The 23,377-nt window shown below is 57.3% G+C and carries 26 protein-coding genes; all 26 read right to left on the reverse strand.

What is annotated here, in order from left to right; translation table 11 throughout:
* Window positions 1-58: 58 nt before the first annotated feature.
* The 26 genes from glmM to QZ540_RS04790 all read right to left on the reverse strand — a co-directional run bounded on the left by glmM (window position 59) and on the right by QZ540_RS04790 (window position 23,015).
* Entirely contained in the window at window positions 59-1,417 is a 1,359-nt protein-coding gene (gene glmM, locus QZ540_RS04665; protein WP_294628102.1) for a phosphoglucosamine mutase, read from the reverse strand.
* A 242-nt stretch (window positions 1,418-1,659) separates the two neighbouring features.
* Window positions 1,660-2,727 carry a polyphosphate kinase 2 gene (gene ppk2, locus QZ540_RS04670; RefSeq protein ID WP_070541458.1) on the reverse strand — a complete coding sequence of 356 codons (1,068 nt, stop codon included), beginning with the start codon at window positions 2,725-2,727 and terminating at the stop codon, window positions 1,660-1,662.
* 179 nt (window positions 2,728-2,906) lie between these two features.
* Window positions 2,907-3,398 (reverse strand): 30S ribosomal protein S9, encoded by a 492-nt coding sequence (gene rpsI, locus QZ540_RS04675; RefSeq protein WP_005505036.1) that lies wholly within the window; start codon window positions 3,396-3,398, stop codon window positions 2,907-2,909.
* A gap of 32 nt (window positions 3,399-3,430) precedes the next feature.
* Complete coding sequence (gene rplM, locus QZ540_RS04680; RefSeq protein WP_005505035.1) at window positions 3,431-3,874, reverse strand: 50S ribosomal protein L13; 444 nt, start codon at window positions 3,872-3,874, stop codon at window positions 3,431-3,433.
* Window positions 3,875-4,238: 364 nt separating this feature from the next.
* Window positions 4,239-5,204 carry a tRNA pseudouridine(38-40) synthase TruA gene (truA, locus tag QZ540_RS04685; RefSeq protein ID WP_294628105.1) on the reverse strand — a complete coding sequence of 322 codons (966 nt, stop codon included), beginning with the start codon at window positions 5,202-5,204 and terminating at the stop codon, window positions 4,239-4,241.
* A 173-nt stretch (window positions 5,205-5,377) separates the two neighbouring features.
* Window positions 5,378-6,031 carry a 50S ribosomal protein L17 gene (rplQ, locus tag QZ540_RS04690; protein WP_005505032.1) on the reverse strand — a complete coding sequence of 218 codons (654 nt, stop codon included), beginning with the start codon at window positions 6,029-6,031 and terminating at the stop codon, window positions 5,378-5,380.
* A gap of 105 nt (window positions 6,032-6,136) precedes the next feature.
* The gene (locus QZ540_RS04695; protein ID WP_005505031.1) at window positions 6,137-7,129 is read right to left on the reverse strand and encodes a DNA-directed RNA polymerase subunit alpha; all 993 of its coding nucleotides are present in this window, start codon (window positions 7,127-7,129) and stop codon (window positions 6,137-6,139) included.
* 138 nt (window positions 7,130-7,267) lie between these two features.
* Window positions 7,268-7,675: a 30S ribosomal protein S11 gene (gene rpsK / locus QZ540_RS04700; protein ID WP_005505028.1), complete on the reverse strand. Its 408-nt coding sequence runs from the start codon at window positions 7,673-7,675 to the stop codon at window positions 7,268-7,270.
* 68 nt (window positions 7,676-7,743) lie between these two features.
* Window positions 7,744-8,112: a 30S ribosomal protein S13 gene (rpsM, locus tag QZ540_RS04705; protein ID WP_005505026.1), complete on the reverse strand. Its 369-nt coding sequence runs from the start codon at window positions 8,110-8,112 to the stop codon at window positions 7,744-7,746.
* Between the two features lie 179 nt (window positions 8,113-8,291).
* A complete protein-coding gene (gene rpmJ, locus QZ540_RS04710; protein ID WP_004005257.1) occupies window positions 8,292-8,405 on the reverse strand; it encodes a 50S ribosomal protein L36 in 114 nt (37 codons plus the stop codon).
* Between the two features lie 124 nt (window positions 8,406-8,529).
* Window positions 8,530-8,751, reverse strand: a complete 222-nt coding sequence (infA, locus tag QZ540_RS04715; protein WP_005505018.1) for a translation initiation factor IF-1 — start codon at window positions 8,749-8,751, stop codon at window positions 8,530-8,532.
* Window positions 8,752-9,037: 286 nt separating this feature from the next.
* Window positions 9,038-10,252, reverse strand: a complete 1,215-nt coding sequence (gene rlmN, locus QZ540_RS04720; RefSeq protein WP_294628107.1) for a 23S rRNA (adenine(2503)-C(2))-methyltransferase RlmN — start codon at window positions 10,250-10,252, stop codon at window positions 9,038-9,040.
* Window positions 10,253-10,365: 113 nt separating this feature from the next.
* A complete protein-coding gene (map, locus tag QZ540_RS04725; RefSeq protein ID WP_294628109.1) occupies window positions 10,366-11,205 on the reverse strand; it encodes a type I methionyl aminopeptidase in 840 nt (279 codons plus the stop codon).
* Window positions 11,206-11,325: 120 nt separating this feature from the next.
* Complete coding sequence (locus QZ540_RS04730; RefSeq protein ID WP_005505015.1) at window positions 11,326-11,889, reverse strand: adenylate kinase; 564 nt, start codon at window positions 11,887-11,889, stop codon at window positions 11,326-11,328.
* Window positions 11,886-13,193 (reverse strand): preprotein translocase subunit SecY, encoded by a 1,308-nt coding sequence (gene secY / locus QZ540_RS04735; RefSeq protein WP_012903060.1) that lies wholly within the window; start codon window positions 13,191-13,193, stop codon window positions 11,886-11,888. Before secY ends, QZ540_RS04730 begins: the two co-directional genes overlap by 4 nt.
* Before the next feature lie 280 nt (window positions 13,194-13,473).
* Window positions 13,474-13,920 carry a 50S ribosomal protein L15 gene (gene rplO / locus QZ540_RS04740; protein WP_005505008.1) on the reverse strand — a complete coding sequence of 149 codons (447 nt, stop codon included), beginning with the start codon at window positions 13,918-13,920 and terminating at the stop codon, window positions 13,474-13,476.
* A gap of 2 nt (window positions 13,921-13,922) precedes the next feature.
* On the reverse strand, window positions 13,923-14,129 hold the full coding sequence (gene rpmD, locus QZ540_RS04745) for a 50S ribosomal protein L30 (protein WP_004005265.1): 207 nt from the start codon (window positions 14,127-14,129) through the stop codon (window positions 13,923-13,925).
* 2 nt (window positions 14,130-14,131) lie between these two features.
* Window positions 14,132-14,776: a 30S ribosomal protein S5 gene (gene rpsE / locus QZ540_RS04750; RefSeq protein WP_171840195.1), complete on the reverse strand. Its 645-nt coding sequence runs from the start codon at window positions 14,774-14,776 to the stop codon at window positions 14,132-14,134.
* A gap of 29 nt (window positions 14,777-14,805) precedes the next feature.
* Window positions 14,806-15,165: a 50S ribosomal protein L18 gene (gene rplR, locus QZ540_RS04755; RefSeq protein WP_005505006.1), complete on the reverse strand. Its 360-nt coding sequence runs from the start codon at window positions 15,163-15,165 to the stop codon at window positions 14,806-14,808.
* A gap of 2 nt (window positions 15,166-15,167) precedes the next feature.
* Complete coding sequence (gene rplF / locus QZ540_RS04760) at window positions 15,168-15,704, reverse strand: 50S ribosomal protein L6 (protein WP_005505004.1); 537 nt, start codon at window positions 15,702-15,704, stop codon at window positions 15,168-15,170.
* Between the two features lie 27 nt (window positions 15,705-15,731).
* Window positions 15,732-16,130: a 30S ribosomal protein S8 gene (gene rpsH, locus QZ540_RS04765; protein WP_005505003.1), complete on the reverse strand. Its 399-nt coding sequence runs from the start codon at window positions 16,128-16,130 to the stop codon at window positions 15,732-15,734.
* A gap of 73 nt (window positions 16,131-16,203) precedes the next feature.
* The gene (rplE, locus tag QZ540_RS04770) at window positions 16,204-16,764 is read right to left on the reverse strand and encodes a 50S ribosomal protein L5 (RefSeq protein ID WP_005505001.1); all 561 of its coding nucleotides are present in this window, start codon (window positions 16,762-16,764) and stop codon (window positions 16,204-16,206) included.
* Entirely contained in the window at window positions 16,764-17,099 is a 336-nt protein-coding gene (gene rplX, locus QZ540_RS04775; RefSeq protein ID WP_005504988.1) for a 50S ribosomal protein L24, read from the reverse strand. Before rplX ends, rplE begins: the two co-directional genes overlap by 1 nt.
* 3 nt (window positions 17,100-17,102) lie before the next feature.
* On the reverse strand, window positions 17,103-17,474 hold the full coding sequence (rplN, locus tag QZ540_RS04780) for a 50S ribosomal protein L14 (RefSeq protein ID WP_005504986.1): 372 nt from the start codon (window positions 17,472-17,474) through the stop codon (window positions 17,103-17,105).
* A 681-nt stretch (window positions 17,475-18,155) separates the two neighbouring features.
* Window positions 18,156-19,346 (reverse strand): YncE family protein, encoded by a 1,191-nt coding sequence (locus QZ540_RS04785; RefSeq protein ID WP_294628111.1) that lies wholly within the window; start codon window positions 19,344-19,346, stop codon window positions 18,156-18,158.
* A gap of 951 nt (window positions 19,347-20,297) precedes the next feature.
* Complete coding sequence (locus tag QZ540_RS04790; protein WP_294628113.1) at window positions 20,298-23,015, reverse strand: LPXTG cell wall anchor domain-containing protein; 2,718 nt, start codon at window positions 23,013-23,015, stop codon at window positions 20,298-20,300.
* Between the last annotated feature and the right edge of the window lie 362 nt (window positions 23,016-23,377).

Consider the following 23,377-nt stretch of genomic DNA (forward strand, 5'->3'; position numbering starts at 1 on the left):
AACACCTTCCCAGCCCTTCTCTATCCTCCACTGCGGTCTTCACACCGGAAGAATACGTTTAGAGTGCCAATTCCTTAGCCACAACGTCTGCCAGCTGCTGAGCAACCTCGTCAGCCTGCTCCTGGGTTGCAGCCTCAACCATCACGCGGACCAGAGGCTCAGTGCCGGATGCACGCAGCAACACACGGCCGCTCTCACCCAGTACTCCTTCAGCCTCGCTCACAGCGGTAGCGAGCGCCTCGTTGGTCTTGACCGCCGCACGGTCAACACCCTTGACGTTGATCAGACGCTGCGGGGTGGGCTGCATGCGGGATGCCAGCTCCGAGAGGTTCTGACCGCTACGTGCCACCTCTGCAGCCAGCTGGATGCCGGTCAGAACGCCGTCACCGGTGGTTGCGTAGTCGCTCATGATAACGTGGCCGGACTGCTCGCCGCCGAGGTTGTAGCCGTGCTCGCGCATGGACTCGAGGACGTAGCGGTCGCCCACAGCGGTGCGGCCGAGGGTAATGCCGTGCTCGCGCAGGTACAGCTCCAGGCCCAGGCTGCTCATTACGGTTGCGACGAGGGTGTCCTTTGCGAGCTTGCCTTCGCGCTTAGCGGCAACAGCCAGGATAGCCATAATCTGGTCACCGTCTACCAGATTGCCCTTTTCGTCAACTGCCTGGCAACGGTCCGAGTCGCCGTCGTGGGCGATGCCGAGGTCCGCGCCGTGCTCAACGACTGCTGCCTGCAGCTTCTCGGGGTGGGTGGACCCCACGCCGTCGTTGATGTTGGTGCCGTTGGGCTCTACAGCCAGTGCGACAACCTCTGCACCCAACGCTTCGAAAGCTGCGGGAGATGCTGCGTATGCCGCACCGTTTGCGCAGTCCAGAACAATCTTCTTGCCTGCGAGGGGCTTGCCTTCAGGCAGGGTGGAGACCAGGTGCTTCACGTAAGCCTCGGTACCGTTCTCCAGGGGCTTGACGGTACCCACAGCACCACCGGTCGGGTAGCGGAAGGACTTCTCACGGTAAACGCGCTCAATGGCGTCCTCAACGGAGTCTTCCAGCTTCTGGCCGCCTCGGGCCAGGAACTTAATACCGTTGTCCGCTGCCGGGTTGTGCGATGCAGAAATCATCACGCCGAAGTCAGCACCGGTGTGTGCCACCAGGTAAGCTGCTGCGGGGGTGGGGACAATGCCGGCGTCCAGCACGTCAACACCTGCGCTAGCGAAGCCAGCCTTCATCGCAGAAACAATAAAGTCTGCAGAGGATCGGGAGTCATTTGCAATCACGGCACGGGGGCGTATGCCCTCTTCTACCGTGTCAAAGCCCAGCACAATAGAAGCCGCCTGTGCGAGCTCCATAGCCAGAGCGGGAGTAATTACATCGTTTGCCAGACCGCGTACGCCGTCGGTTCCAAAAAGTCGTTCAGTCACCCTTTTATTTTACGTTGTGCGTAACTCTGCTTAGGCGCATACACCGTAAATTCTTCATAATCAGAAAGTGATTTTCAGCGGCTATATATCTGCTTCATAGCTAATGTTTCTATAGACACGCAAAGGTGCCTGCTCTCAGTTCCCAGAGAGGGAAAAGAGAGGCAGGCACCTTCATAGTGCAAGCTGTTTGGCGGTTCTATCGCCGCAGGGTTGAGTTATTGCTCTCCCCTATCTATCAACGCTTACTTGACGACCGGGAAGCCGTCGGGAGAGTCACCGGACTCATCCTCGAAAACGTGCGATGCAGAGCGGACGATCAGCGAGTCGAGCTCGCCCACGACTGCCTCATCCTTGGAGGGGTAGTCGAACTGGGAGAGCACGTAACGCATTGCTTCCAGACGTGCGCGCTTCTTGTCGTTGGACTTGATAACGGTCCAGGGGGCATCACCGGTGTGGGTGTAGAAGAACATTGCTTCCTTCGCCGCGGTGTAGTCGTCCCACTTGTCCAGGGATGCCAGGTCGGTGGGGGAAAGCTTCCACTGGCGAACCGGGTCGGTACGGCGGGAGGTGAAGCGTGCAAGCTGCTCTTCGCGGGTGACGGAGAACCAGAACTTGATGATGTGGATACCGGAGTTCACCAGCATGCGCTCCAGGTCCGGAACTTCGCGCATGAACTCGAAGTACTGTGCCTGGGTGCAGTAGCCCATAACGCGCTCAACGCCGGCACGGTTGTACCAGGAGCGGTCCATCAGAACGATTTCGCCGCCGGAGGGCAGGTGCTTGATGTAACGCTGGAAGTACCACTGAGTCTGCTCGATATCGGTCGGCTTCTCCAGTGCCACAACGCGAGCGCCACGGGGGTTCAGGTGCTCGGTGAAGCGCTTGATGGAGCCACCCTTACCTGCTGCGTCACGGCCTTCGAAGATGATGAGGATCTTCTGACCGGTGGACTTAGCCCAGAGCTGCAGCTTCAGCAGCTCAATCTGCAGGGCACGCTTTTCCTTCTCGTATGCCTTACGGCTGAGCTTGGTGTCGTAGGGGTAACCCTTCTTCCATGCCTGCGAGGTTTCGTCGTCCTTCTTGTCCTTGCCGAGGGCGCGGGTGAGGGAAGCCATTTCGTCCAGCTCTGCCGAGTAGTCCTCGACAACGGAGGTACGGCGCGCCTGGGGCTTCAGGGCTTCCTTGATGGCTTGTTTCTTCTCAGAACCGGTGTGTGCGTGTGCGCCTTCAGCGGCGTGCTGGTGGGCTTCAGCCTGAGGAGCCTCCACTGCCTTCTCTTCGGGCTGGGTGGAGGGATTCTGCTCTGCCATGAGTACTCTTTTCTTCCTGTCTGCTTTGACTCTTTAACTCTACCGGTGTGCTCTTCGATGAACAAACGTAACAGTTATATGCACCTATAACCTTGTAACGCTCACGGTGGATAGATACGCAAAACGCCCCGATTCTCCCGAAGGAGAAGCGGGGCGTAACGCTTCGTAAAAACCAGCGATTAACGCTTGGAGAACTGCGAAGCCTTGCGTGCCTTCTTAAGACCAGCCTTCTTACGCTCGATGACGCGTGCGTCACGGGTCAGGTAGCCAGCCTTCTTCAGTGCGGGGCGGTTGTTCTCGCGGTCAATCTCGTTCAGTGCACGAGCGATACCCAGGCGCAGAGCACCTGCCTGACCGGAGGGGCCACCGCCGTTGATGCGTGCGATGACGTCGTATGCACCCTCGAGCTCCAGGAGCTTGAAGGGCTGGTTGACGTCCTGCTGGTGCAGCTTGTTGGGGAAGTAGTCTTCCAGGCTACGGCCGTTGATGGTCCAGTTGCCGGAACCGGGCACAACGCGAACGCGTGCCACTGCTTCCTTGCGGCGACCAACTGCTGCGCCTGCAACGGTCAGTGCCGGACGTGCTGCCTTAGCCGCTGCGGGGGCAGCGGACTCCGAGGTGTAGCTGGTCAGCTCTTCCTCGACTACGATCTGCTCTTCGTTCTGAGCCACGATTTCTCCTATTGTTTCTTCGTAGGCCCGAATTACTGGGCGACCTGGTTGAATTCGTAGGTCTTGGGCTGCTGTGCCGCGTGCGGGTGCTCGGGGCCAGCGTAGACCTTCAGCTTCTTGAGCTGCTGTGCAGCAAGCTTGTTCTTGGGCAGCATGCCCTTAACAGCCTTCTCAACCGCGCGAACGGGGTTGGTCTCAAGCAGCTCTGCGTAGTTCACGGACTTCAGACCGCCGGGGTAACCCGAGTGGCGGTATGCACGCTTCTGCTCGAGCTTTGCACCGGTCAGGGCGACCTTCTCAGCGTTCACGATGATAACGAAGTCACCGGTGTCAACGTGGGGAGCAAAAGTCGGCTTGTGCTTACCGCGCAGCAGGATAGCGGTCTGGCTTGCGAGGCGGCCGAGAACAACGTCGGTGGCGTCAATGACGTGCCACTGGCGCTCGACTTCGCCGGGCTTGGGAGTATAAGTGCGCAAAATATTGGCCTTTGTCTCGAAATGTACATACGGCGCTTAGTTGGGTATCGCGCCTTTTACTTACGTGCATGACGAACACCCGGGTGAGGACCGAGCTGCCGCCCGTTCTGCCCGTACTCTAGACCGCCTTAACGTCCTGCAACTAGACAGCGATTTAGAGCGCGCTCGGGTAGAACACGCACAACATATCAAGACTATACAGGACGTCGAGTGCTTAATCCACCGCTGAAGCCTTAAAAATAGGGCTTTTTTGCCTTAAACACATTTTAAATTCCATCCGTGTAATTCACTCGCGGTCGTTGCACTCCCCCGCGGTGCTTCGTGGAACATGAGCAAGGTGACGAGGCTCAATATGCACAGGGCGTTAAGCGCTCTGTGCTTCGTGGTCCTCGCGCTTTGCTCGAGCACGCTCCGCCTGCACACCGTAGAGCTCCGGCGCAGGGTAGTAAATCTCAGCCAGGGCGAGCGCATGCGAAGGCGCCAGAGTCAGCGAAGCCTCGCGTCCCGGGTTCTCGATCCGTTCACGCAGCCAGGCGGCGTCTCGCTTACCCGTACCGTAGAGCACCAGCGCGCCGACGAGTGAACGCACCATGTGATGGCAGAAGGCGTCAGCCACCACGCGCACCTCAATAAGCCCGCTTTCAGTGCGGGTAAAGCTGAGTTCTCGCAGTTCTCGAATCGTGGTCGCGCCCTCACGGGGTTTGCAGAAGGAGAGAAAATCTCGCAGGCCGAGTAGCTGCTGTGCAGATTCGTTCAGATCAGCACAATCCAGGTGCTCGGGTACCGCCCAGGTGTAGGTACGGTGCAGGGGGTTAAGACCGTCCGCTGCACCATCCGCAATGCGGTAAACATAGCGGCGGCCGGTAGCTGAGAAGCGCGCATCAAAATCGAACGGCACTTCGCTCACGCGATGAATCTGAATAGCGCCCTGCAAAATACCGCGAACGTTCTTCGGCAGGTTGAGTTGTTCTTCCGCATCGTAAAGGCATCGCTGAAGAGCACCGGTGAGGCGGCGCCCCAGGGCAGCCGTCGGGTCGTCCTGCCCGGTTCGTCCCTGCAGGCGAGTCCAGTCCTCATCATTCAGATCGCAATGCAGGGTCTGGGCTTCTGCGTGGACTCCCGCATCCGTTCGACCTGCAACCACCACACGGTGAGGCGCCCGCAGAATCAGCTCGAGGGCGTTCTCGATAACTCCCTGCACCGTGACCAGGTTCGGCTGGGCTGCCCACCCGCTGAAAAGAGAACCGTCGTAAGCACAATCAATTCGCACGCGGTGCGTAGCGGTGATGGGCTGCTCTTCGTAATTCTCTAAAGAAGTAGCGTTATGCATTGGTGTGCCTTTCAGCGGTAAAGGACGATTGAAGACTACAGACCGGCTCTTGGATAGCGAATGCGCAAAGAACCGTATCCTCTTAAGTATGCAGATACACCAATCCGCCGCCCACAATAGTGGACGGCGGATTGACGTATTTTAGGCTTAGCCTATATCAGCTAGATTCCGTATTACTCGGAAACCTTCTGTGCTGCTGCGCCACCTGCGGGGGCGTAACCTGCAGCCTCTGCCGACTCAGCGGAGTCGAACCAGATCTCAGCCTTGGTGCTGGAGTACCAGCGGGAACCGGGCACGTGGTACTTCATGGAATCGGCGTTACCCTTAACCTCGAAGCCCTCGGGAGCCTCGCCGGACTCCAGGGGTGCGTGGGAACCTGCGGGCAGGCCCTCAGCTGCTTCAGCCTTGGGAGCCTCAGCTGCCTTCTCAGCAACCTTGGTTGCCTCAGCAACTGCACCCTTGGTTGCAACGGGCTCCATGACGAGCTCGATGACTGCCATGGGAGCGTTGTCGCCCTTACGGTTACCGATCTTGATGATGCGGGTGTAACCACCGGGGCGCTCTGCCATTGCCGGAGCAATAACGGTGAAGAGCTCGTGCACGACGGACTTGTCGGTGATGGAACGCAGCACGCGACGGCGAGCAGCCAGGTCGCCCTTCTTACCGAAGGTGATGAAGCGCTCTGCCACCGGACGCAGGCGCTTTGCCTTGGTCAGGGTGGTGGTGATGCGCTTGTGCTGGAACAGCTGCGCCGACAGGTTGTTGAGCATGTGGCGCTCGTGGGTCGGGGAACCGCCGAGGCGGGGACCCTTAGTGGGAGTAGGCATAGTTAAATCTCCATAGTTGCGTTCCCTAACGCCCCAGCAGCGGAGCCTCTTAGGGAATCAAGTTTGACTGATCCCGGTGAAACCGGGTGAACTATTCGGTCGAAATTATTCGCCGGAACCGTCTTCGTCATCAAGCGGGCGTGCAGCAGGCTCGAAACCGGGAGGGGAGTCCTTCAGAGCCAGGCCGAGCTCGATGAGCTTTGCCTTGACCTCGTCAATGGACTTAGCACCGAAGTTACGGATGTCCATCAGGTCAGCTTCACTGCGGGTCACGAGCTCACCCACGGTGTGGATGCCCTCGCGCTTGAGGCAGTTGTAGGAGCGGACGGACATGTTCAGGTCCTCGATCGGCAGTGCCAGATCAGCGGCCATGGACTCGTCGGCGGGCGACGGACCAACTTCGATACCCTCAGCTGCAATGTTCAGCTCACGTGCCAGGCCGAAGAGCTCGACCAGGGTGCTACCTGCAGAAGCAACGGCGTCACGCGGTGCGATGGCTTCCTTGGTTTCGACGTCCAGGGTCAGGCTGTCGAAGTCGGTGCGCTGCTCAACACGGGTCGCGTTCACGCTGAAGGTAACCTTCAGAACCGGGGAGTAGATGGAGTCAACCGGGATACGGCCAATCTCGCCATCGCCGACCTTGTTCTGAGCTGCAGTCACGTAGCCGCGACCGCGCTCGATAACCAGCTCAGCGTTGAAGTTTGCCGAGGCGTTCAGGGTTGCCAGGTGCAGTTCCGGGTTGTGGATCTCCACGCCAGCGGGAACCTCGATGTCGCCTGCGGTCAGTTCACCTTCGCCCTGCTTGCGCAGGTAGGCCACGACGGGCTCGTCGTTCTCAGAAGAGATGGAGAGCTTCTTGATGTTCAAGATGATCTCAGTGACGTCCTCGGTCACGCCGGGAACGGTGCTGAACTCGTGCAGTACACCATCAATGCGGACGCTGGTAACAGCGGCGCCGGGGATAGAGGACAGCAGAGTACGGCGGAGGGAGTTACCCATGGTGTAGCCGAAACCGGGCTCCAGAGGCTCGATGGTGAAGCGCGAGCGGTTGGGCGCTACGACCTCTTCAGTCAGAGTGGGGCGCTGTGCAATAAGCACTTTGTTTCCTTTCGGTGAGCTCCGCTATATGAGCCCACAGGTTGGGGAAAACATATCTTAGGAAGCAGACGGGTGTCTGTACTCTCCGGGTACAGCTCCGTGGAGTGTACCCGTCGAGGGATTAGGTCAGAGACCTAATTAGACGCGGCGGCGCTTCGGGGGACGGCAACCGTTGTGAGCAACGGGGGTAACGTCCTGGATCGAACCGACCTCGAGGCCTGCAGCCTGCAGGGAGCGGATTGCGGTTTCGCGACCGGAACCGGGGCCCTTGACGAACACGTCAACCTTGCGGACGCCGTGCTCCTTGGCGCGGTTTGCAGCAGCCTCAGCAGCCAGCTGTGCGGCGTAGGGGGTGGACTTACGGGAGCCCTTGAAGCCCATGTCGCCAGCGGAGGACCAGGAGATCACTGCACCGGTGGGATCGGTGATGGAGACGATGGTGTTGTTGAAGGTCGACTTGATGTGAGCCTGACCAGCAACGATGTTCTTGCTAACCTTGCGGCGGTTGGTCTTACGAGCTGCCGCAGCGCGAGTCTTGGGAGGCATTTTTGATTCTCCTACAAAGGTTTACTTATACGTTGGTCGGATAGAGATACCCAACAGAGCAACGTGTCTTACTTCTTCTTACCTGCGACGGTACGCTTCGGGCCCTTACGGGTACGTGCGTTGGTCTTGGTGCGCTGACCGTGAACCGGCAGGCCGCGGCGGTGGCGCAGGCCCTGGTAGGAACCGATTTCAACCTTACGGCGGATGTCAGCTGCAACCTCGCGGCGAAGATCACCTTCAACCTTGTAGTTGCCTTCGATGAAGTCACGAAGTGCCACGAGCTCCTGGTCGGTCAGGTCCTTGACGCGGGTGTCAGGGTTGACGCCGGTAGCAGCGAGGGTTTCGTGTGCACGGGTCTTGCCCACGCCGTAGATGTAAGTGAGAGCAACTTCCACGCGCTTTTCGCGGGGAATATCAACTCCAGCGAGACGTGCCATACTGGCTTCTCCTTGTTGTTTTCCAGAGGTCTATAGCATCACTGCCCGGGTTGTTCTGACCCGGTCCCCGGCCTCTGAGTCCGGAGGTATCCGAAGTCGCCTCGTGGGCGTTGCTTCGGAGCGGTGCCTATGACAATTCCGCCCTCTTACGGGGCGACTATGAAGTCAGCTGCTAGGGATTAGCCCTGGCGCTGCTTGTGGCGCGGGTTTTCGCAGATCACCATGACCACACCGTGACGGCGGATCACCTTGCACTTATCGCAGATCGGCTTAACGCTCGGCTTGACCTTCATCGCATTCCTTTTGATTGCAACTTGATTACTGGCGAGATAAGAGGTTCCCTCACTTACGTTGGGGAACTGCGTTATCCCTTTGCACACGATTTAAACGCCGCCAGGGGCGACGTTTATCTCGGGTTTACTTGTAACGGTAGACGATACGACCTCGGGAAAGGTCGTAGGGGCTCAGTTCCACTACTACTCGGTCCTCAGGCAGGATGCGAATGTAGTGCTGACGCATCTTGCCCGAGATGTGTGCGAGAACCTTGTGGCCGTTATCCAGCTCAACACGGAACATCGCGTTGGGCAGAGCTTCAACCACAGAGCCTTCAATCTCGATGACGCCGTCTTTCTTAGCCATATCCTCCGCTAACGTCGGTGCCCGTCGCAGGTGCGGCGGGCAAATGTATCTTCTGTTTGTGAGCTCACCGCGGTGAGGTGCTAAGGCGTTTTAAGGCGCACTTAACACTGGCACAAACAACCAACTGTTAACTCTACGGCAAAGAGCAGGGAAAAACAACCGTGATATTTATGACATCAGGCACTTAAGGTTTAAAAGGAAGAAGCCCCTCCCCCACTTTTGAGAAAGCATTAAGGACTTCCTCGCGTGGGAAAGGGGCACCGTTTATCGGTCAAAGCTCAGTTGCCTAGTCTTCCTTAGCGGCAAGCTGACCGCATGCACCGTCAATATCAGAACCACGAGTATCACGAATAGTCGTCGGAATACCGTGGGCACGCAGACGCTCCACAAAGTTCTGCTCAACGCCCTTACGGGACGCCGTCCACTTCGAACCCGGAGTCGGGTTCAGCGGAATCGGGTTCACATGCACCCAACCGCGGCCGCGCTGCGCCAGCTTCTTACCCAGCAGATCCGCGCGCCAACCCTGATCGTTAATGTCACGAATCAGCGCGTACTCAATGGAAACGCGGCGGCCGGTCGTACGGTAGTAGTCGTACGCAGCGTCCAGGGTCTCATCAACCTTCCAGCGCTGGTTAATCGGGATCAGCTCATCACGCAGCTCATCATCCGGAGCATGCAGAGACAGCGCCAAAGTAATGGGCAGCTTCTCCATCTCAAACTTACGAATACCCGGTACCAGACCCACGGTCGACATGGTCAGACCACGAGCAGAAATGCCGAGGCCCTCGGGCGAAGGGTCAATTAGGCGGTGCACAGCACCCATGGTTGCCTTGTAGTTAGCAAGCGCCTCACCCATACCCATGAAGACAATATTGGAAACACGCAGCGGACGAGTATCCTCAGAACCACCTTCTGCTTCTTCCAAGCCCTTCATCTGCTTCAGGTATCGGGCACCGGCAACGACCTGCTCCACAATTTCCGCAGTGGACAGGTTACGGGTCAAACCCTGCTGACCGGTCGCACAGAAGGGGCAGTTCATGCCGCAACCAGCCTGCGAAGAGATACACATGGTCACGCGGTTGTCGTAGCGCATGATGACGGACTCGATGAGCGCACCGTCAAAGAGGCGGTGCACAACCTTCAGGGTGTCGCCGCCATCAGCTTCAAGAGTGCGGACCGGGGTCAGAAGCTGCGGCATAGCCTGTGCGACCATCTGCTCGCGGTCCTTAGCCGGCAGGTCAGTCATTTCGGCGGGATCGGTGACCAGACGCTCAAAATAGTGCTTAGACAGCTGGGATGCACGGAACGACTGGTAGCCCAGTTCCTTCAGAAATTCGCGGCGGCCAGCCATGTCGAAGTCAGCGATATGCTTGGGCGGCTTCGCGCGGCGCGGCGCCTTCAAGGCAATCTGACCGGGTGCGGGGCGAACGTTCGAGATTTCAACCGCCACCTTGGTCGCAGCGGGTGCGGTTGCTTCGCCGCTGTTGAGAGTTTCGCTCATGGAGCTTCTTCCTTGTGATGTGGATGCTTTCGGATGCGTCATCGCGCATCGAACCGGTTTCACCGGTTTCTTCGGTGGAGGCGGATGTCCCTCCCCTACGCCTCGGGGTGGGATTAGGCGGGGATAGGCACGGGGATTACGCCAAAGCGAGCCAGTTCGCTCGCACCACCATCTTCTGCAGTCAGGACCCAGATACCTTCGCTGTGCACGGCAACCGAATGTTCCCACTGGCATGCGTCGGAGCCATCAACGGTCACAACGGTCCAGTCATCAGAGAGGACCTTGGTTTCGATAGATCCGGTAACAAGCATCGGTTCGATAGCGAAAGCCATACCGGGCTTAATCTTCGGGCCCATGTCACGCACAGCGTAGTTCAGCACATCCGGAGCCATGTGCATCTGTGAGCCGATGCCATGGCCCACATAGTCTTCAATGATGCCGTACTTATCGCCGTATTCTTCGGTCACGTATGCTTCGATAGCCAGACCGATTTCACCGACCTTCTTTGCGGTCGCGAGAGCCGCGATACCGTGCCACATCGCCTCGCGGGTCACGGCAGAGAGCTCTGCGCGTGCTTCGCTCACATTGTCACCGACCAGCACAGTACGTGCCGAGTCGCCGTGCCACTGGCGGTTGGTTGCGGGGTCGATAACGTACGCGCCGCCGTCGATAGAGAGGATGTCGCCGTCCTTGAGCACGTAGTCGCCGGGGATGCCGTGAACGACCTCGTGGTTGACGGAGGTGCATACGGTTGCCGGGTAGTCGTAGTAGCCGTAGAAGTTGGAGGTGCCACCCAGTTCCAGCATGGTGCGTTCAAAAGCGGCGTTCACCTCTGCGGTGGTTACGCCGGGGCGAGCTGCCGCCACTGCCGCATCGAGCGCGCGGCTGGTGATGACGCCTGCACGAGCCATCTGCTGAAGCTGTGCATTGGTTTTAATTTCGACTCGTGCCATTCTGGCTCCTTAGGTGTATGGGGCGGTGCGCCCAAGCTTAGAACTCTACAGACAGCACTGTACCCCCGCAAGTCTTTGTGATGCATCATGCACCTCAAATTGCGGGGGTACAGCAAAAGATTACTTCAGAGCGTCGAGGATGCGCTCGGTGACTTCAGCAATCTCGCCGAGGCCGTTAACTTCCTTGACGATGCCACGTTCGCGGTAGATTGCGATCAGCGGTGCGGTCTCTTCTTCGTAAACCTTCAGGCGGTGACGGATGACCTCTTCGTTGTCATCGGTACGACCCTGCTCTGCTGCGCGGTTGAGCAGACGCTCGACGAGTTCGTCGTTGTCTGCAACCAGCAGGAGAACTCGGTCAATCTTCTCGCCCTTGGCTTCGAGGATGGAGTCCAGCTCGTGCACCTGGGAGGTGTTGCGGGGGTAGCCATCGAGCAGGAAGCCGTTGACGACGTCGCTTTCCTCCAGGCGTGCGCGCACCATGTTGTTGGTGACAGAGTCGGGAACCAGGTTGCCGGAGTCGATGTACGACTTCGCTTCCTTGCCCAGCTCGGTCTCTTCCTTGATGTTCTTACGGAAGATATCACCGGTGGAAATCGCGGGAATCTTCAGCGCTTCAGCGATCTTGACGGCCTGGGTGCCCTTACCTGCACCGGGAGGGCCGACGATGAGCAGACGGTTCATCGGAGCAGTCCTTCGTAGTTTCGTTGTTGGAGCTGAGCGTTGATCTGCTTGAGAGTATCAAGACCAACACCCACCACGATCAGCAGCGAGGCGCCGCCGAACGGGAAATTCTGGTTTGCGTTGAATAGGATAAGCGCTACCAGGGGAATCATGGAAATTACACCCAGGTAAAGTGCGCCAGGCAACGTAATTCGGTTGAGTACGTAGCTGAGGTAACGCGCGGTGGGCTTACCCGCACGGATGCCGGGAATGAAGCCACCGTACTTCTTCATATTGTCCGCTACTTCTACCGGGTCGAAGGTGACCGCCACGTAGAAGTACGCGAAGCCAATAATCATGAAGAAGTAGAGAGCAATGTACAGCGGGTGATCGCCGCGCACCAGGTATGCGTTAATCCAGTTGACCCAGTCCGGCGGGGTGGAGCCGTCGGTGGGGGTGTTGAACTGGGCAATCAGGCCGGGCAGGGTCAGCAGGGAGGAGGCGAAGATCAGCGGGATCACGCCGGCCATGTTGACCTTCAGCGGGATGTAGGTGCTGGTGCCGCCAATGGTGCGTCGACCAATCATGCGCTTTGCATACTGCACGGGGATACGGCGAACGGACTGTTCCACGTAGACCACGGCAAGCATGACCAGCAGGCCAATACCGCAGACAGCCGCGAAGATACCCCAACCGTGGGTGCGCTGGATGGAGCCCAGAGCGCTCGGGAAGGAGGAAGCGATGGAGGTGAAGATCAGCAGGGACATACCGTTGCCGACGCCACGCTCGGTAATCTGCTCACCCATCCACATGATGACGGTGGTACCTGCACACAGGGTGACGATAATCAGCAGGATGTGCAGTACGTCGTCCTGGGGGATGATGCCCGGGCAGTTACCCAGCAGAACGCCAGAGCGTGCCATCGAGACGATGGTGGTTGCATTCAGCAGAGCGAGGGCAATGGTCAGGTAGCGGGTGTACTGGGTGAGCTTTGCCTGACCCTGCGCGCCCTCATCGTGCAGCTCCTGGAATCGCGGGATGACCACGCGTAGCAGCTGGATGATAATGGACGCGGTAATGTACGGCATCACGCCGAGGGCAAAGATCGAAAGCTGCAGCAGTGCGCCACCACTGAAGAGGTTGACGATATCGTAGACGCCACCGCTTGTAACATTGGCGTTCAGACACTGCTGTACATTTCCGTAGGAAACGCCTGGCGCGGGGATGAAAGTGCCCACGCGGTACAGCACAATCATTGCCAGGGTAAACAGCAGCTTACGCCGCAAATCGGCGGTCTTGACGACTCGCCCGAATGCGCTCAGCACATGTCCTCCTGTAAGTCTATGGGGCGCCCATCCCTCTCAAAGAATTTTAGGGCGCAGTAAACACATCTTCCAGTCTATCGTGTTTGGAGCGGGTAACGATAACTCCCTAGCAGATTATGTAGCTTTTATATTCTCTTAGCGTGATTTTTGAACGCCAAATGTGGCGCACACCAAGCGTTCAAATATACGAATACAGGAATATACCCCGTTGTGAGTCTTTCCGAGCAGCAAAAAGCCCCCGCCGTACAGTGTACGGACGGGGGCTTTCTCGTCTTGAAGACTACTTAACGGTTACAGAACCGCCAGCGGCCTCGATCTTCTCAATAGCGGAAGCCGATGCCTTGTCGACAACAACGTTCACCTTGACGGAGATTTCGCCGTTGCCCAGAACCTTCACGAGCTCGTTCTTGCGAACGGCACCCTTAGCAACCAGTGCCTCGACGGTGACGTCGCCACCGTTGGGGAACAGTTCCTGGATGCGGTCCAGGTTAACAACCTGGTACTCGGTGCGGAAGGGGTTCTTGAAGCCGCGCAGCTTCGGCAGGCGCATGTGCAGCGGCAGCTGGCCGCCTTCGAAGCCTGCACGAACCTGGTAACGTGCCTTGGTACCCTTGGTACCGCGACCTGCGGTCTTACCCTTGGAGCCTTCACCGCGGCCAACGCGGGTCTTTGCCTTGTGGGCACCCGGTGCCGGGCGCAGATCGTGAATCTTGATAGCTTCTGCCATCTTTACTTGACCTCCTCAACCTTCACCAGGTGAGCAACGGTGTTAACCATGCCAACGGTGACGGGGTCAGCAGTGCGGACTACCTTGTTGCCGGGGCGCTTGAGGCCCAGGGAACGCAGGGTGTCGCGCATGTTCTGCTTCTGACCAACATAGGACTTGACCTGGGTGATTTCCAGCTTTGCGTCGCTGGGCTGAATACGCTTGGCCATTACTACGCACCTGCCTTTTCAGACTTGGTGTTGCGCAGGTAGCTGGGGATAACCTCATCGGTGGGCAGGCCACGGCGGGCTGCCACTGCCAGGGGCTCCTCGAGCTCCTTGAGTGCTGCAACAGTTGCGTGAACGATGTTGATCTGGTTGGAGGAACCGAGCGACTTGGACAGCACGTCGTGAATGCCTGCGCACTCGAGTACTGCACGCACGGGGCCACCTGCGATAACACCGGTACCAGCGGTTGCCGGGCGGAGCATCACAACGCCTGCAGCTGCCTCACCCTGCACACGGTGCGGGATGGTGCGGCCTTCGATGCGGGGAACGCGGAAGAAGTTCTTCTTTGCTTCCTCGACACCCTTGGAGATTGCTGCGGGAACTTCCTTAGCCTTACCGTAGCCAACGCCGACCAGGCCGTTACCGTCACCAACGACGACCAGTGCGGTGAAGCTGAAGCGACGACCACCCTTGACGACCTTGGAAACGCGGTTGATGGTCACAACGCGCTCGATGTACTTGTCCTTCTCCTCCTCGCGAGCGCGGTTGTTACGGCGCTCACCACGGCCACGACGCTCGCCGCGGTTGTTGCGGCGCTCCTCGCGCTGGTTGGAGGTCTCAGCGGTTTCAGCTACTACTGCTTCGCTCACCTGAGTTTCCTTTACGTTCTGCTCGCTCATTAGAGTGCAAGACCTCCCTCGCGTGCACCGTCAGCAACGGCTGCAACACGGCCGTGGTACTTGTTACCACCGCGGTCGAACACGACTGCCTCAACACCAGCTGCCTTGGCGCGCTCTGCTACGAGCTCACCAACGCGCTTTGCCTTAGCGGTCTTGTCCAGGTCAGCTGCACGCAGCTCTGCTTCCATGGTGGAAGCGGATGCCAGGGTTACGCCCTTGACATCGTCGATAACCTGAACGAACATGTGACGGGTCGAACGGGTGACGCACAGGCGCGGACGCGCAGCGGTACCCGAAACGTACTTGCGGATGCGAGCGTGACGACGTGCACGCTGCGCTGCCTTCGACTTGATAGCCATGTTTACTTACCAGCCTTTCCGACCTTGCGGCGGATGTGCTCACCTGCGTAGCGAACACCCTTACCCTTGTAGGGATCGGGCTTACGCAGACCACGAATGTTTGCTGCAACCTGACCAACGAGCTGCTTGTCGATACCCGACACGGTCAGCTTGTTAGCACCCTCCACTGCGAAGGTAATACCCTCGGGAGCGGTGATGTTGATCGGGTGGGAGTAGCCCAGAGCGAACTCCAGGTCGTTACCCTTCGGGGTCACACGGTAACCGGTACCAACGATTTCCAGCTTCTTTTCGTAGCCGGAGGTAACGCCGATAATCAGGTTCTGAATCAGGGTACGAGTCAGACCGTGCAGCGAGCGAGACAGGCGCTCGTCGTTCGGACGAGATACAACGATCTCGTTTTCGTTCAGAGCCACGGTGATGGGGGAAGCTACCTTGTGGGAGAGCTCGCCCTTCGGGCCCTTAACGGTAACCAGGTTGCCATCGACCTTAACCTCAACGCCGGCGGGAACCGAGATGGGGAGACGTCCAATACGTGACATTATTCTCTTCCTTTCTCTTCTAACCGACTACCAGATGTAAGCGATGACTTCGCCGCCCACGCCCTTCTTCGCAGCCTGCTTGTCAGTGAGCAGACCCGAAGAGGTGGACAGGATTGCGATGCCGAGGCCACCCAGAACCTGGGGCAGGTTGGTGGACTTTGCGTAGGTACGCAGGCCCGGCTTGGAAATACGACGCACGCCAGCGATGGAACGCTCGCGGGACGGACCGTACTTGAGGACGAGGGTCAGGGTCTTGCCGACCTTTGCATCCTCAACCTTCACGTCGGCGATGTAGCCCTCAGCCTTCAGGATCTCAGCAATGCGAGCCTTCAGCTTGGAGTAGGGCATGGATACGGTGTCGTGGTATGCGGAGTTTGCGTTACGCAAACGGGTCAGCATATCTGCGACCGGATCAGTCATAGTCATTGTGGGCTTTAGCCCTTCCTCGTTGTGGTTTCCCTACCCCGCGGTAACGGGGTCTGGACCTACAACGTAGTCGTTAGTTGGTCTTGAACGGGAAGCCCAGTGCCTTCAGGATTGCACGGCCTTCTTCGTCGGTCTTCGCGGAGGTCACCACGGTGATGTCCATACCACGCACGCGGTCGATCGAGTCCTGATCGATTTCGTGGAACATGGACTGCTCGGTCAGACCGAAGGTGTAGTTACCATTACCGTCGAACTGGCGGTCCGAGAGGCCGCGGAAGTCGCGGATTCGGGGCAGTGCCAGGGTGACGAGGCGGTCCAGGAATTCCCACATGCGGTCGCCACGCAGGGTGACGTGTGCGCCGATGGGCATACCTTCGCGCAGCTTGAACTGTGCGATGGACTTCTTAGCGCGGGTAACAATCGGCTTCTGACCGGTGATTGCGGTGAGATCGCGGATTGCGCCGTCCATGAGCTTTGCGTCGCGAGCTGCCTCGCCAACACCCATGTTTACGACGACCTTAACGATCTTCGGGGTCTGCATGACGTTCTCGTACTTGAACTCTTCCTGCAGAGCGGGAACGACGACCTCAGCGTACTTGGTCTTGAAGCGGGGGGTGATCTTGGTTTCGGTCATTAGATGTCCTTACCCGAACGCTTAGCAACGCGCACGCGAACGGTGCGCTCCTTGCCGTCACGCTCTACAGTCTCGAGGCGGAAACCAACACGGGTCGGCTTCTTGGTCTCGGGGTCAACAATCGCAACGTTAGAAACGTGGATCGGTGCCTCAACCTTCTGAATGCCGCCTGCTGCGCCGGTCAGGGGGTTAGCCTTGGTGTGCTTGGTGACGACCTTGACGCCCTCAACAATCACGCGGTTTTCCTTGGGGAGAACCTTCAGAACCTTGCCCTGCTTGCCCTTATCTGCACCGGAAATAACCTGAACCAGGTCGCCGGACTTGATCTTAGCCATGAATTAGAGCACCTCCGGAGCCAGCGAAACGATCTTCATGAACTTCTTGTCGCGAAGCTCACGACCCACGGGGCCGAAGATACGGGTACCACGGGGATCACCATCAGTGTTCTTCAGGATCACTGCGGAGTTCTCGTCGAACTTGATGTAGGAGCCGTCGGGACGACGGGTTTCCTTCTTGGTGCGGACGACGACTGCCTTGACAACGTCACCCTTCTTTACGGTACCGCCGGGGATTGCATCCTTGACGGTTGCGACAATGATGTCGCCAATGCCTGCGTAGCGACGCGAGGAACCACCGAGAACACGGATGGTCAGGATTTCCTTCGCACCAGTGTTGTCGGCGACCTTCAGTCGCGACTCCTGCTGAATCATATTTCTCCTGTCGTCTCGCCGGTTCCGACTCGCTTTAGGCGCGAGCCAGCCTTGCGGAACATTTTTACGGGATTGGTTGACGCCCCGGGCCCCAACTCTATGGAAGGGGTTAGCGGAAACGCCTGGGGCAAACCCATGCCAGAAGCATTTGGACCCGCGTGAAGCGGGCGTATCCCACCCGTAAATAGCGGCATTATGCACTGGCACGAGAAGCCCGTGGTTGTGCGGCTATTTGGATACAGCCACACAGTCTTAACACTGTACAGGAAGCAGGTATGTAGCGCAAGAGTTTGCCGACTATGATTTCAGTCTCCTCCACCCTATCTCTGGGGATAGCCGGGCTTAGAGAGCAAAAACCCCATACCCCACATCACCATCGATTGAGAAGGCCCCTTATTTGACACTTAAAGCAGGAGGCCCCTTCGTGTAGTTCCTGACGCATAAGAAACTGAAGGGGCCTCGAGAAATCTATCAAACAATGTGTCAAACAAAGAAGATAGATATTAATATTTTACTACGCTTTAATGTCCCTCCACGACAGACTTGCCGCAGTACTGGCAAGAGACCACCCCGGTCCTACTCCCCACCTCTCAGACATACGCACAGTGCTAGAGCGCGGCTAGAGCGCGGCACGCACTACGTTGATATATCAGCTGCTCTCAGTCGCTCTTCACTCATCAGCTAGGGCATATATACTTTCGCGATACCGTCACGAACGATAGGGCGAGGAGGTTCTCCCGGTCGAGTCTCTTCTGCTGCCTCGTAGTATTCGCCAGAGTTAGCATCCAGCACGTAGGGAACCTCAACTGCTGGGTAGTCTCCTGCTTTATCGATAACAATGACACTCCCGTCCTTCAGCAGAACCTGGTGATTAATGCGGGTGGGGGCCACCTGCACGGTGTCAATAATGGCTCGATTGAGCGTATTGATGACAGTAATAGTTCCGCCACCAGCAACTGCCGCCTCCCCCTTGCCCCCGAAATCAGCAACATAGAGCAGGTGACGTTCTGCATCGAGCAAGATATCGGTGGGCATTTTGCCGAACGGAAGATAAGCGAGGTGCTCACCCTCAAAGCTCAGAACATACAGACCGCCATTCTTACCCTCGCGCCCTTGTGCAGAGACATATAGTTCACCACGCGACGAGTCAGTCTCCACACCGTGTACACCGACTGGAATATTGGCGTCTTCCCCACCAATCACGGGTAGCTTGCGTGTAAGCTCCCAGGTATTCATATCCACAACCCAGATTTCATCTCGCATAATATTCGGGATGTACAGGAGGCTACGGGATTCATCCGCTACGGGTCCTAGCAGCATGGTGGGACCTTCCCCTTGAAGGGCACCGACCTTACGCCCCCCTTCTGCGTTGGGCGCAGAAATCACTTGGTAACCGCCCATGCCGGTAACGAGCACGGCACCGCTGGGTGCGACGTACAGCTCACGCGGAGTCAGCATCTCTACTCCTAGAGCGAGAGAATCCCATACGAGCGATATGTCCTTTTGGGAGTATGCGGTAACCGAGTTTGTGCGGGTTCCTCCGGTCCAGAGAAGCCCCCGTTCATTGTCTGCGGCTAGCCCATAGGCAGCTTGAACCTGGAAGAGGTGTGCTAGTTCGGGGTTATTTTCCGGGATAACGGGCAGAGTAGCCGTCTGCTCAATCTGCAGGGTATCCGCGTTTATGCGAGCAATTGTGGCGCAGAGAGTGCCGTGGGTCTTTGTGTGGTTATAGCTTCCACTTACAAAAAGAACGTTCTCTTCAGGGTTGTATGCCACTTGATATTGGCCAGCAAGTCCCGCGGAACGATCCACGGAAAAACGCTTAGCATCCGGCACGTTCTTCTGCTCTTCTCCTGCGACAGGGGGAACCATAAGTATCTCCAGAGTTGTGTAGTTTGGAGGCTAGCTCACCTTATATTTTGCGGGCTTAGCATCCGGAGCTTTCTGCTGTACATCTTACGCTTTGCCCACCATTTTTGAGGCTTTTCTAGCGCAGTCAATGCACTGCGTCTTTCATCCTCAAGAGGTCCTATATTGGCATCCTGAGCTGTTTTCCCCTCCAGCTCTGAGCGGGGCAAATTTACCCCATAAAAGCTTTACAATCTAAACATAATTAGCATGAAAGACATATATCTAGAGCTATCGGCATCTTCTAGAACTAAAAGACTTATATCGAGTCGACCAGAGCCATAGATTTTGTAATATTTCTTCACCTCTGACCCCCTCAAAACAGCGTTCTGAAAAAATCTGCTTAAAAATTTAGAAATTAAGGGTTGTTTTTTCAAAAATCAAGTTTTTTAGCAAAAATCGCGATTCAAGGTGCGAAAATCAGCGAGATGTACCATAATAGAAGAGACGCATGCGTCAAATAAGAGGTTCGGTCCTTATCGGACAGATTTCTTGGGTCCCTTTTTCCTCGCTAATCCGTTTGTCTAGGGACCGAACCTCGCTTTGACACTAAACCCGCACTTCGGTGCGGGTTTTCTTCGTATTTGAGGTGTTAGAATCCCGCACTTCATTCTTCAGGCTGTTAACTCGTCAAATAAGGGCGGGCGAGCGTAAAGGGTGCGCTTCACCCTTCCTCCGCTTCTCTTCCGCTCTCCCCCGCTGCTACTTCTGATCCTGGTCTAGGCCTTCCGCTCGAATACAGACGTATAGGCAAAACGAAAGGGGCGGTACCCATCGGTTCGATGGATACCGCCCCTTTCCGCGCGTATCGGCAGTTTCAGAGAGTCAAGCGGGTTCTTGAATATCTAGCAGAGCCCGCTCTACCTCTTTCGCTATCGCCAAGCGGTAGTATCGTGAGCTGCCGTGGGGTACGGGCTATGCCTTGCGGCGACGTGCTACCAGCACAGTTGCGCCAACGACCAGGGCAAGAACGCCGATTCCTGCAGCAACGACGACGCCCGAAGCACCGGTGTTAGCCAGCGAAGACTTCGAGGAGCTCGAAGCGGTGGAGCCGTTGTTGGAAGATGCTGCGTTCTGCGACGAAGAGCCGGAGGTCTTCGGTGCAGTGCTGTCCTTCTTCTGAGCCTCAGACTTCAAAGAATCCGCGGGAGCCTTGGACTGATCCTTAGCGTTTTCCTTTACCTGTTCCTTGGAGTCTGCCGGTGCGGAAGGCGCCTCAGAGGGGTTAGTTACAGGTGCATTAGCCGATTCGGATGCCTTCGGTGCAGGTGCCTGGTTGTCGATGCTGAAGGTGTATTCTGCAGCCACACCACCGCGTACGTTATCGTTCTCTGCCAGGGAACCGGAGAGCAGGTAGATAGCAACGCTATCGCCGGTCTTCAGCTCTTCAGTCAGGTTAGAGTTTGCCACGGTGGGGCGGTCGATGGTTGCGGTGAAGTTACCGTTTTCGTCCGCCTTGATGTATGCCCAGATGCCTGCGCTATTGCCTTCAACGCCTTCGAGCTTGGGCTCTTCCTTCGGAGAAATAGCGCCCTTATTCAGCTTGACTGCGATAACGGAGCCCTTACCGTCCAGAGTCTTGAAGCCTTCACCGCGGAAGGTCAGCTTCTGGCCATCCCAGGTCTTGGGGAAGTAGACCTTAGCGCCGTCCTTGTACTCGTGTACAACTTCGTTGGACTCTGCACTCTCGGAGGGTGCCGGGGTGCTGGGTTCGGGCTTAGCAGACTCGCTCGGAGCCGGGGTAGTCGGCTCAGGCTTAGCAGACTCACTCGGAGCCGGGGTGGGCTGTTCGCTATCCGGCAGGCTCAGCTTAGTGCCGGCAGGGTAAGTGGTAGTCACGCCAGAAGGAGTAGCAGCGACCTGGGTGGTTTCTGCCGGTGCGCAGGTCTCAGCGGTGTCTGCCTTCTTCTCTGCAACAGTTGCGGAGAGCGCTTCACCACCGCGAGGAGTGTCACCTTCAACAATGGAGCCGGAGAGCAGGAAGACCGATACTTTATCGCCGCTCTTCAGATTTTCCGTCAGGTTGGAGTTCTCGGTGGTCGGGTACGGCAGTTCAGCGGTGAAGTTACCGTTTTCATCTGCCTGGATGTACGCCCAAACACCTGCGCTGTTGCCCTCAACGCCGTTGAACTTCGGCTCTTCCTTCGCGGAGATACGGCCCTTGTTCAGCTTGACAGCGAGCACGGAGCCCTTCGAACCGTCCTGAGTCTTGAAACCTTCACCGCGCAACTTCAGGGTTTCACCGGTGGTCCAGTCCTTCACAGCGTAGAGCTTAGCGCCGTCAGCGTAGGTCTTCACCAGTTCTTCAGAAGCAGCCTGTGCTGCCGGCTTTGCGGTGGTTTCAACGGTGGTGCTGATCTTAACCATGACGCCGGGAGTAATCGGGGAATCTGCGTTGTCCTTGCCCTTGGGCTCGGTGCTAGAGGTACGGTATTCGCCGGTGGTCTTATCGATGGTGTAGTTCGTTTCGATGGCGGAAGCGCCTTCGATGCTACGTGCTACAGCGTATGCGCTGCCGTCTGCAGTCACCAGAACATCATTCGCACCGCTGGTTGCGCCGGTGGACACCTGAGACACAACGGTGCCGGTACGTGCGTCAACAACGCCGACGTTACCGGTACCATAATCGGTCACGTACAGCAGGTCGCGGGCTTCGTCAGAGGTGATGGCAAGAGCCTGGGTACCGAAAGGAATGGTCTTCTTGTAGGCACCGGTTTCCAGGTCGTAGACGGTGATACCAGAGTTAGTGCCCTTACGGTCACCCTGGGAGCTGACGTAGATTTCCTTCAGAGACTTGTCGATGGTGACGTCAGAGGCGTTCAGGTCGGCTTCAGCATTGTCCTTGTGCAGCTGAATGGTCTTCTCGACCTCGTAGCTCTTGGTATCAATCACCTTCACGGTGCCGGCGCTCAGCGAGGGCACGTAGAGCTTACCGTCGGCGGAGTCCACGTGCATGTTCATTGCGATGTCCGATTCGCCCTTGGCATCGGTGAATTCAATCTTCTTAACCAGAGCGTGCAGGGTGGTGTCGAAGACGCTAATGCCGCCGGAGCCAGAGACAAAGACCTTGCCGCTGGAGGGATCGATGCGTACCTCGCGCGGGTGGTTGACCTCGCCTTCTGCGCTGCTCCAGATAATCTTATTGGTCGCGGGGTCGAAGACAGATACCTTGTTGACGCGGGTCTGGGTAACCCATACGTATCCGGTTGCTTCGTCGTAGGCAATACCGTAGGGAGATTCGATCTGCTTACCGGTCGGTGCGGTAGCGCCACGTGCGGTGAAGTCGGTGGTCGGGAACTGGTAGACAGTGGAGAGGCTCGGGGTGGATCCAACGTTCCAGGTGCCGACACCACCGGTCAGTACCGGCGGGCGGCCGGAAGAGAAGGAGGTGTAGAGGGAGGAGGTTGCCGCCGAGTATGCCAGCTGGTACTGGCCGGGCAGGCCCTGGTACTGGGTAGCGCTCACTGCGATGTGGCGGCATTCCTCAGCAGAGGTCTGGGAGTTTCCTCCGGGGACAGAAGCGGAGACGTTTGCCGCAAAGGTAGCGGGAACCGCAGCGAAAGAACCTGCGACAACGGAAAGTGCGCCAGCAATGGCGAGCAACTTACGTGAAGGCTTGGGTGAAGAAGTCATGCTGATCCTCGATGATATGTAGTGGTACTTCTCCAAAGGTCGTGCAACCTCCGGAAGATGCATAGCTAACCCCCTAATGATTAGGCAAGGCTAGACTAAGCAACTATAAAGTTGATAATAAGTGCCTCACTAGGTTATTTTCAAGCAGCTTTTATCAGCGCCCACGCTTCTTACGACTCTTTTAGCCACCGTTGCTATCCTCCCTAAAGCCCCGTATACCCGCTCCACAAGGGGATTTCTTCCTCCAGCTCAAGCTACGTGTCTCTTTGATAGCGCCCTGTCCGGCAAAAGTGACCACTTTTCTATGTGACATCTTCAAAAGTTTTATGACAAATATTTATTCGGCATTTCATGACTTCTGT

The sequence above is a fragment of the uncultured Rothia sp. genome (assembly GCF_916049665.1).
Lineage (GTDB): Bacteria > Actinomycetota > Actinomycetes > Actinomycetales > Micrococcaceae > Rothia.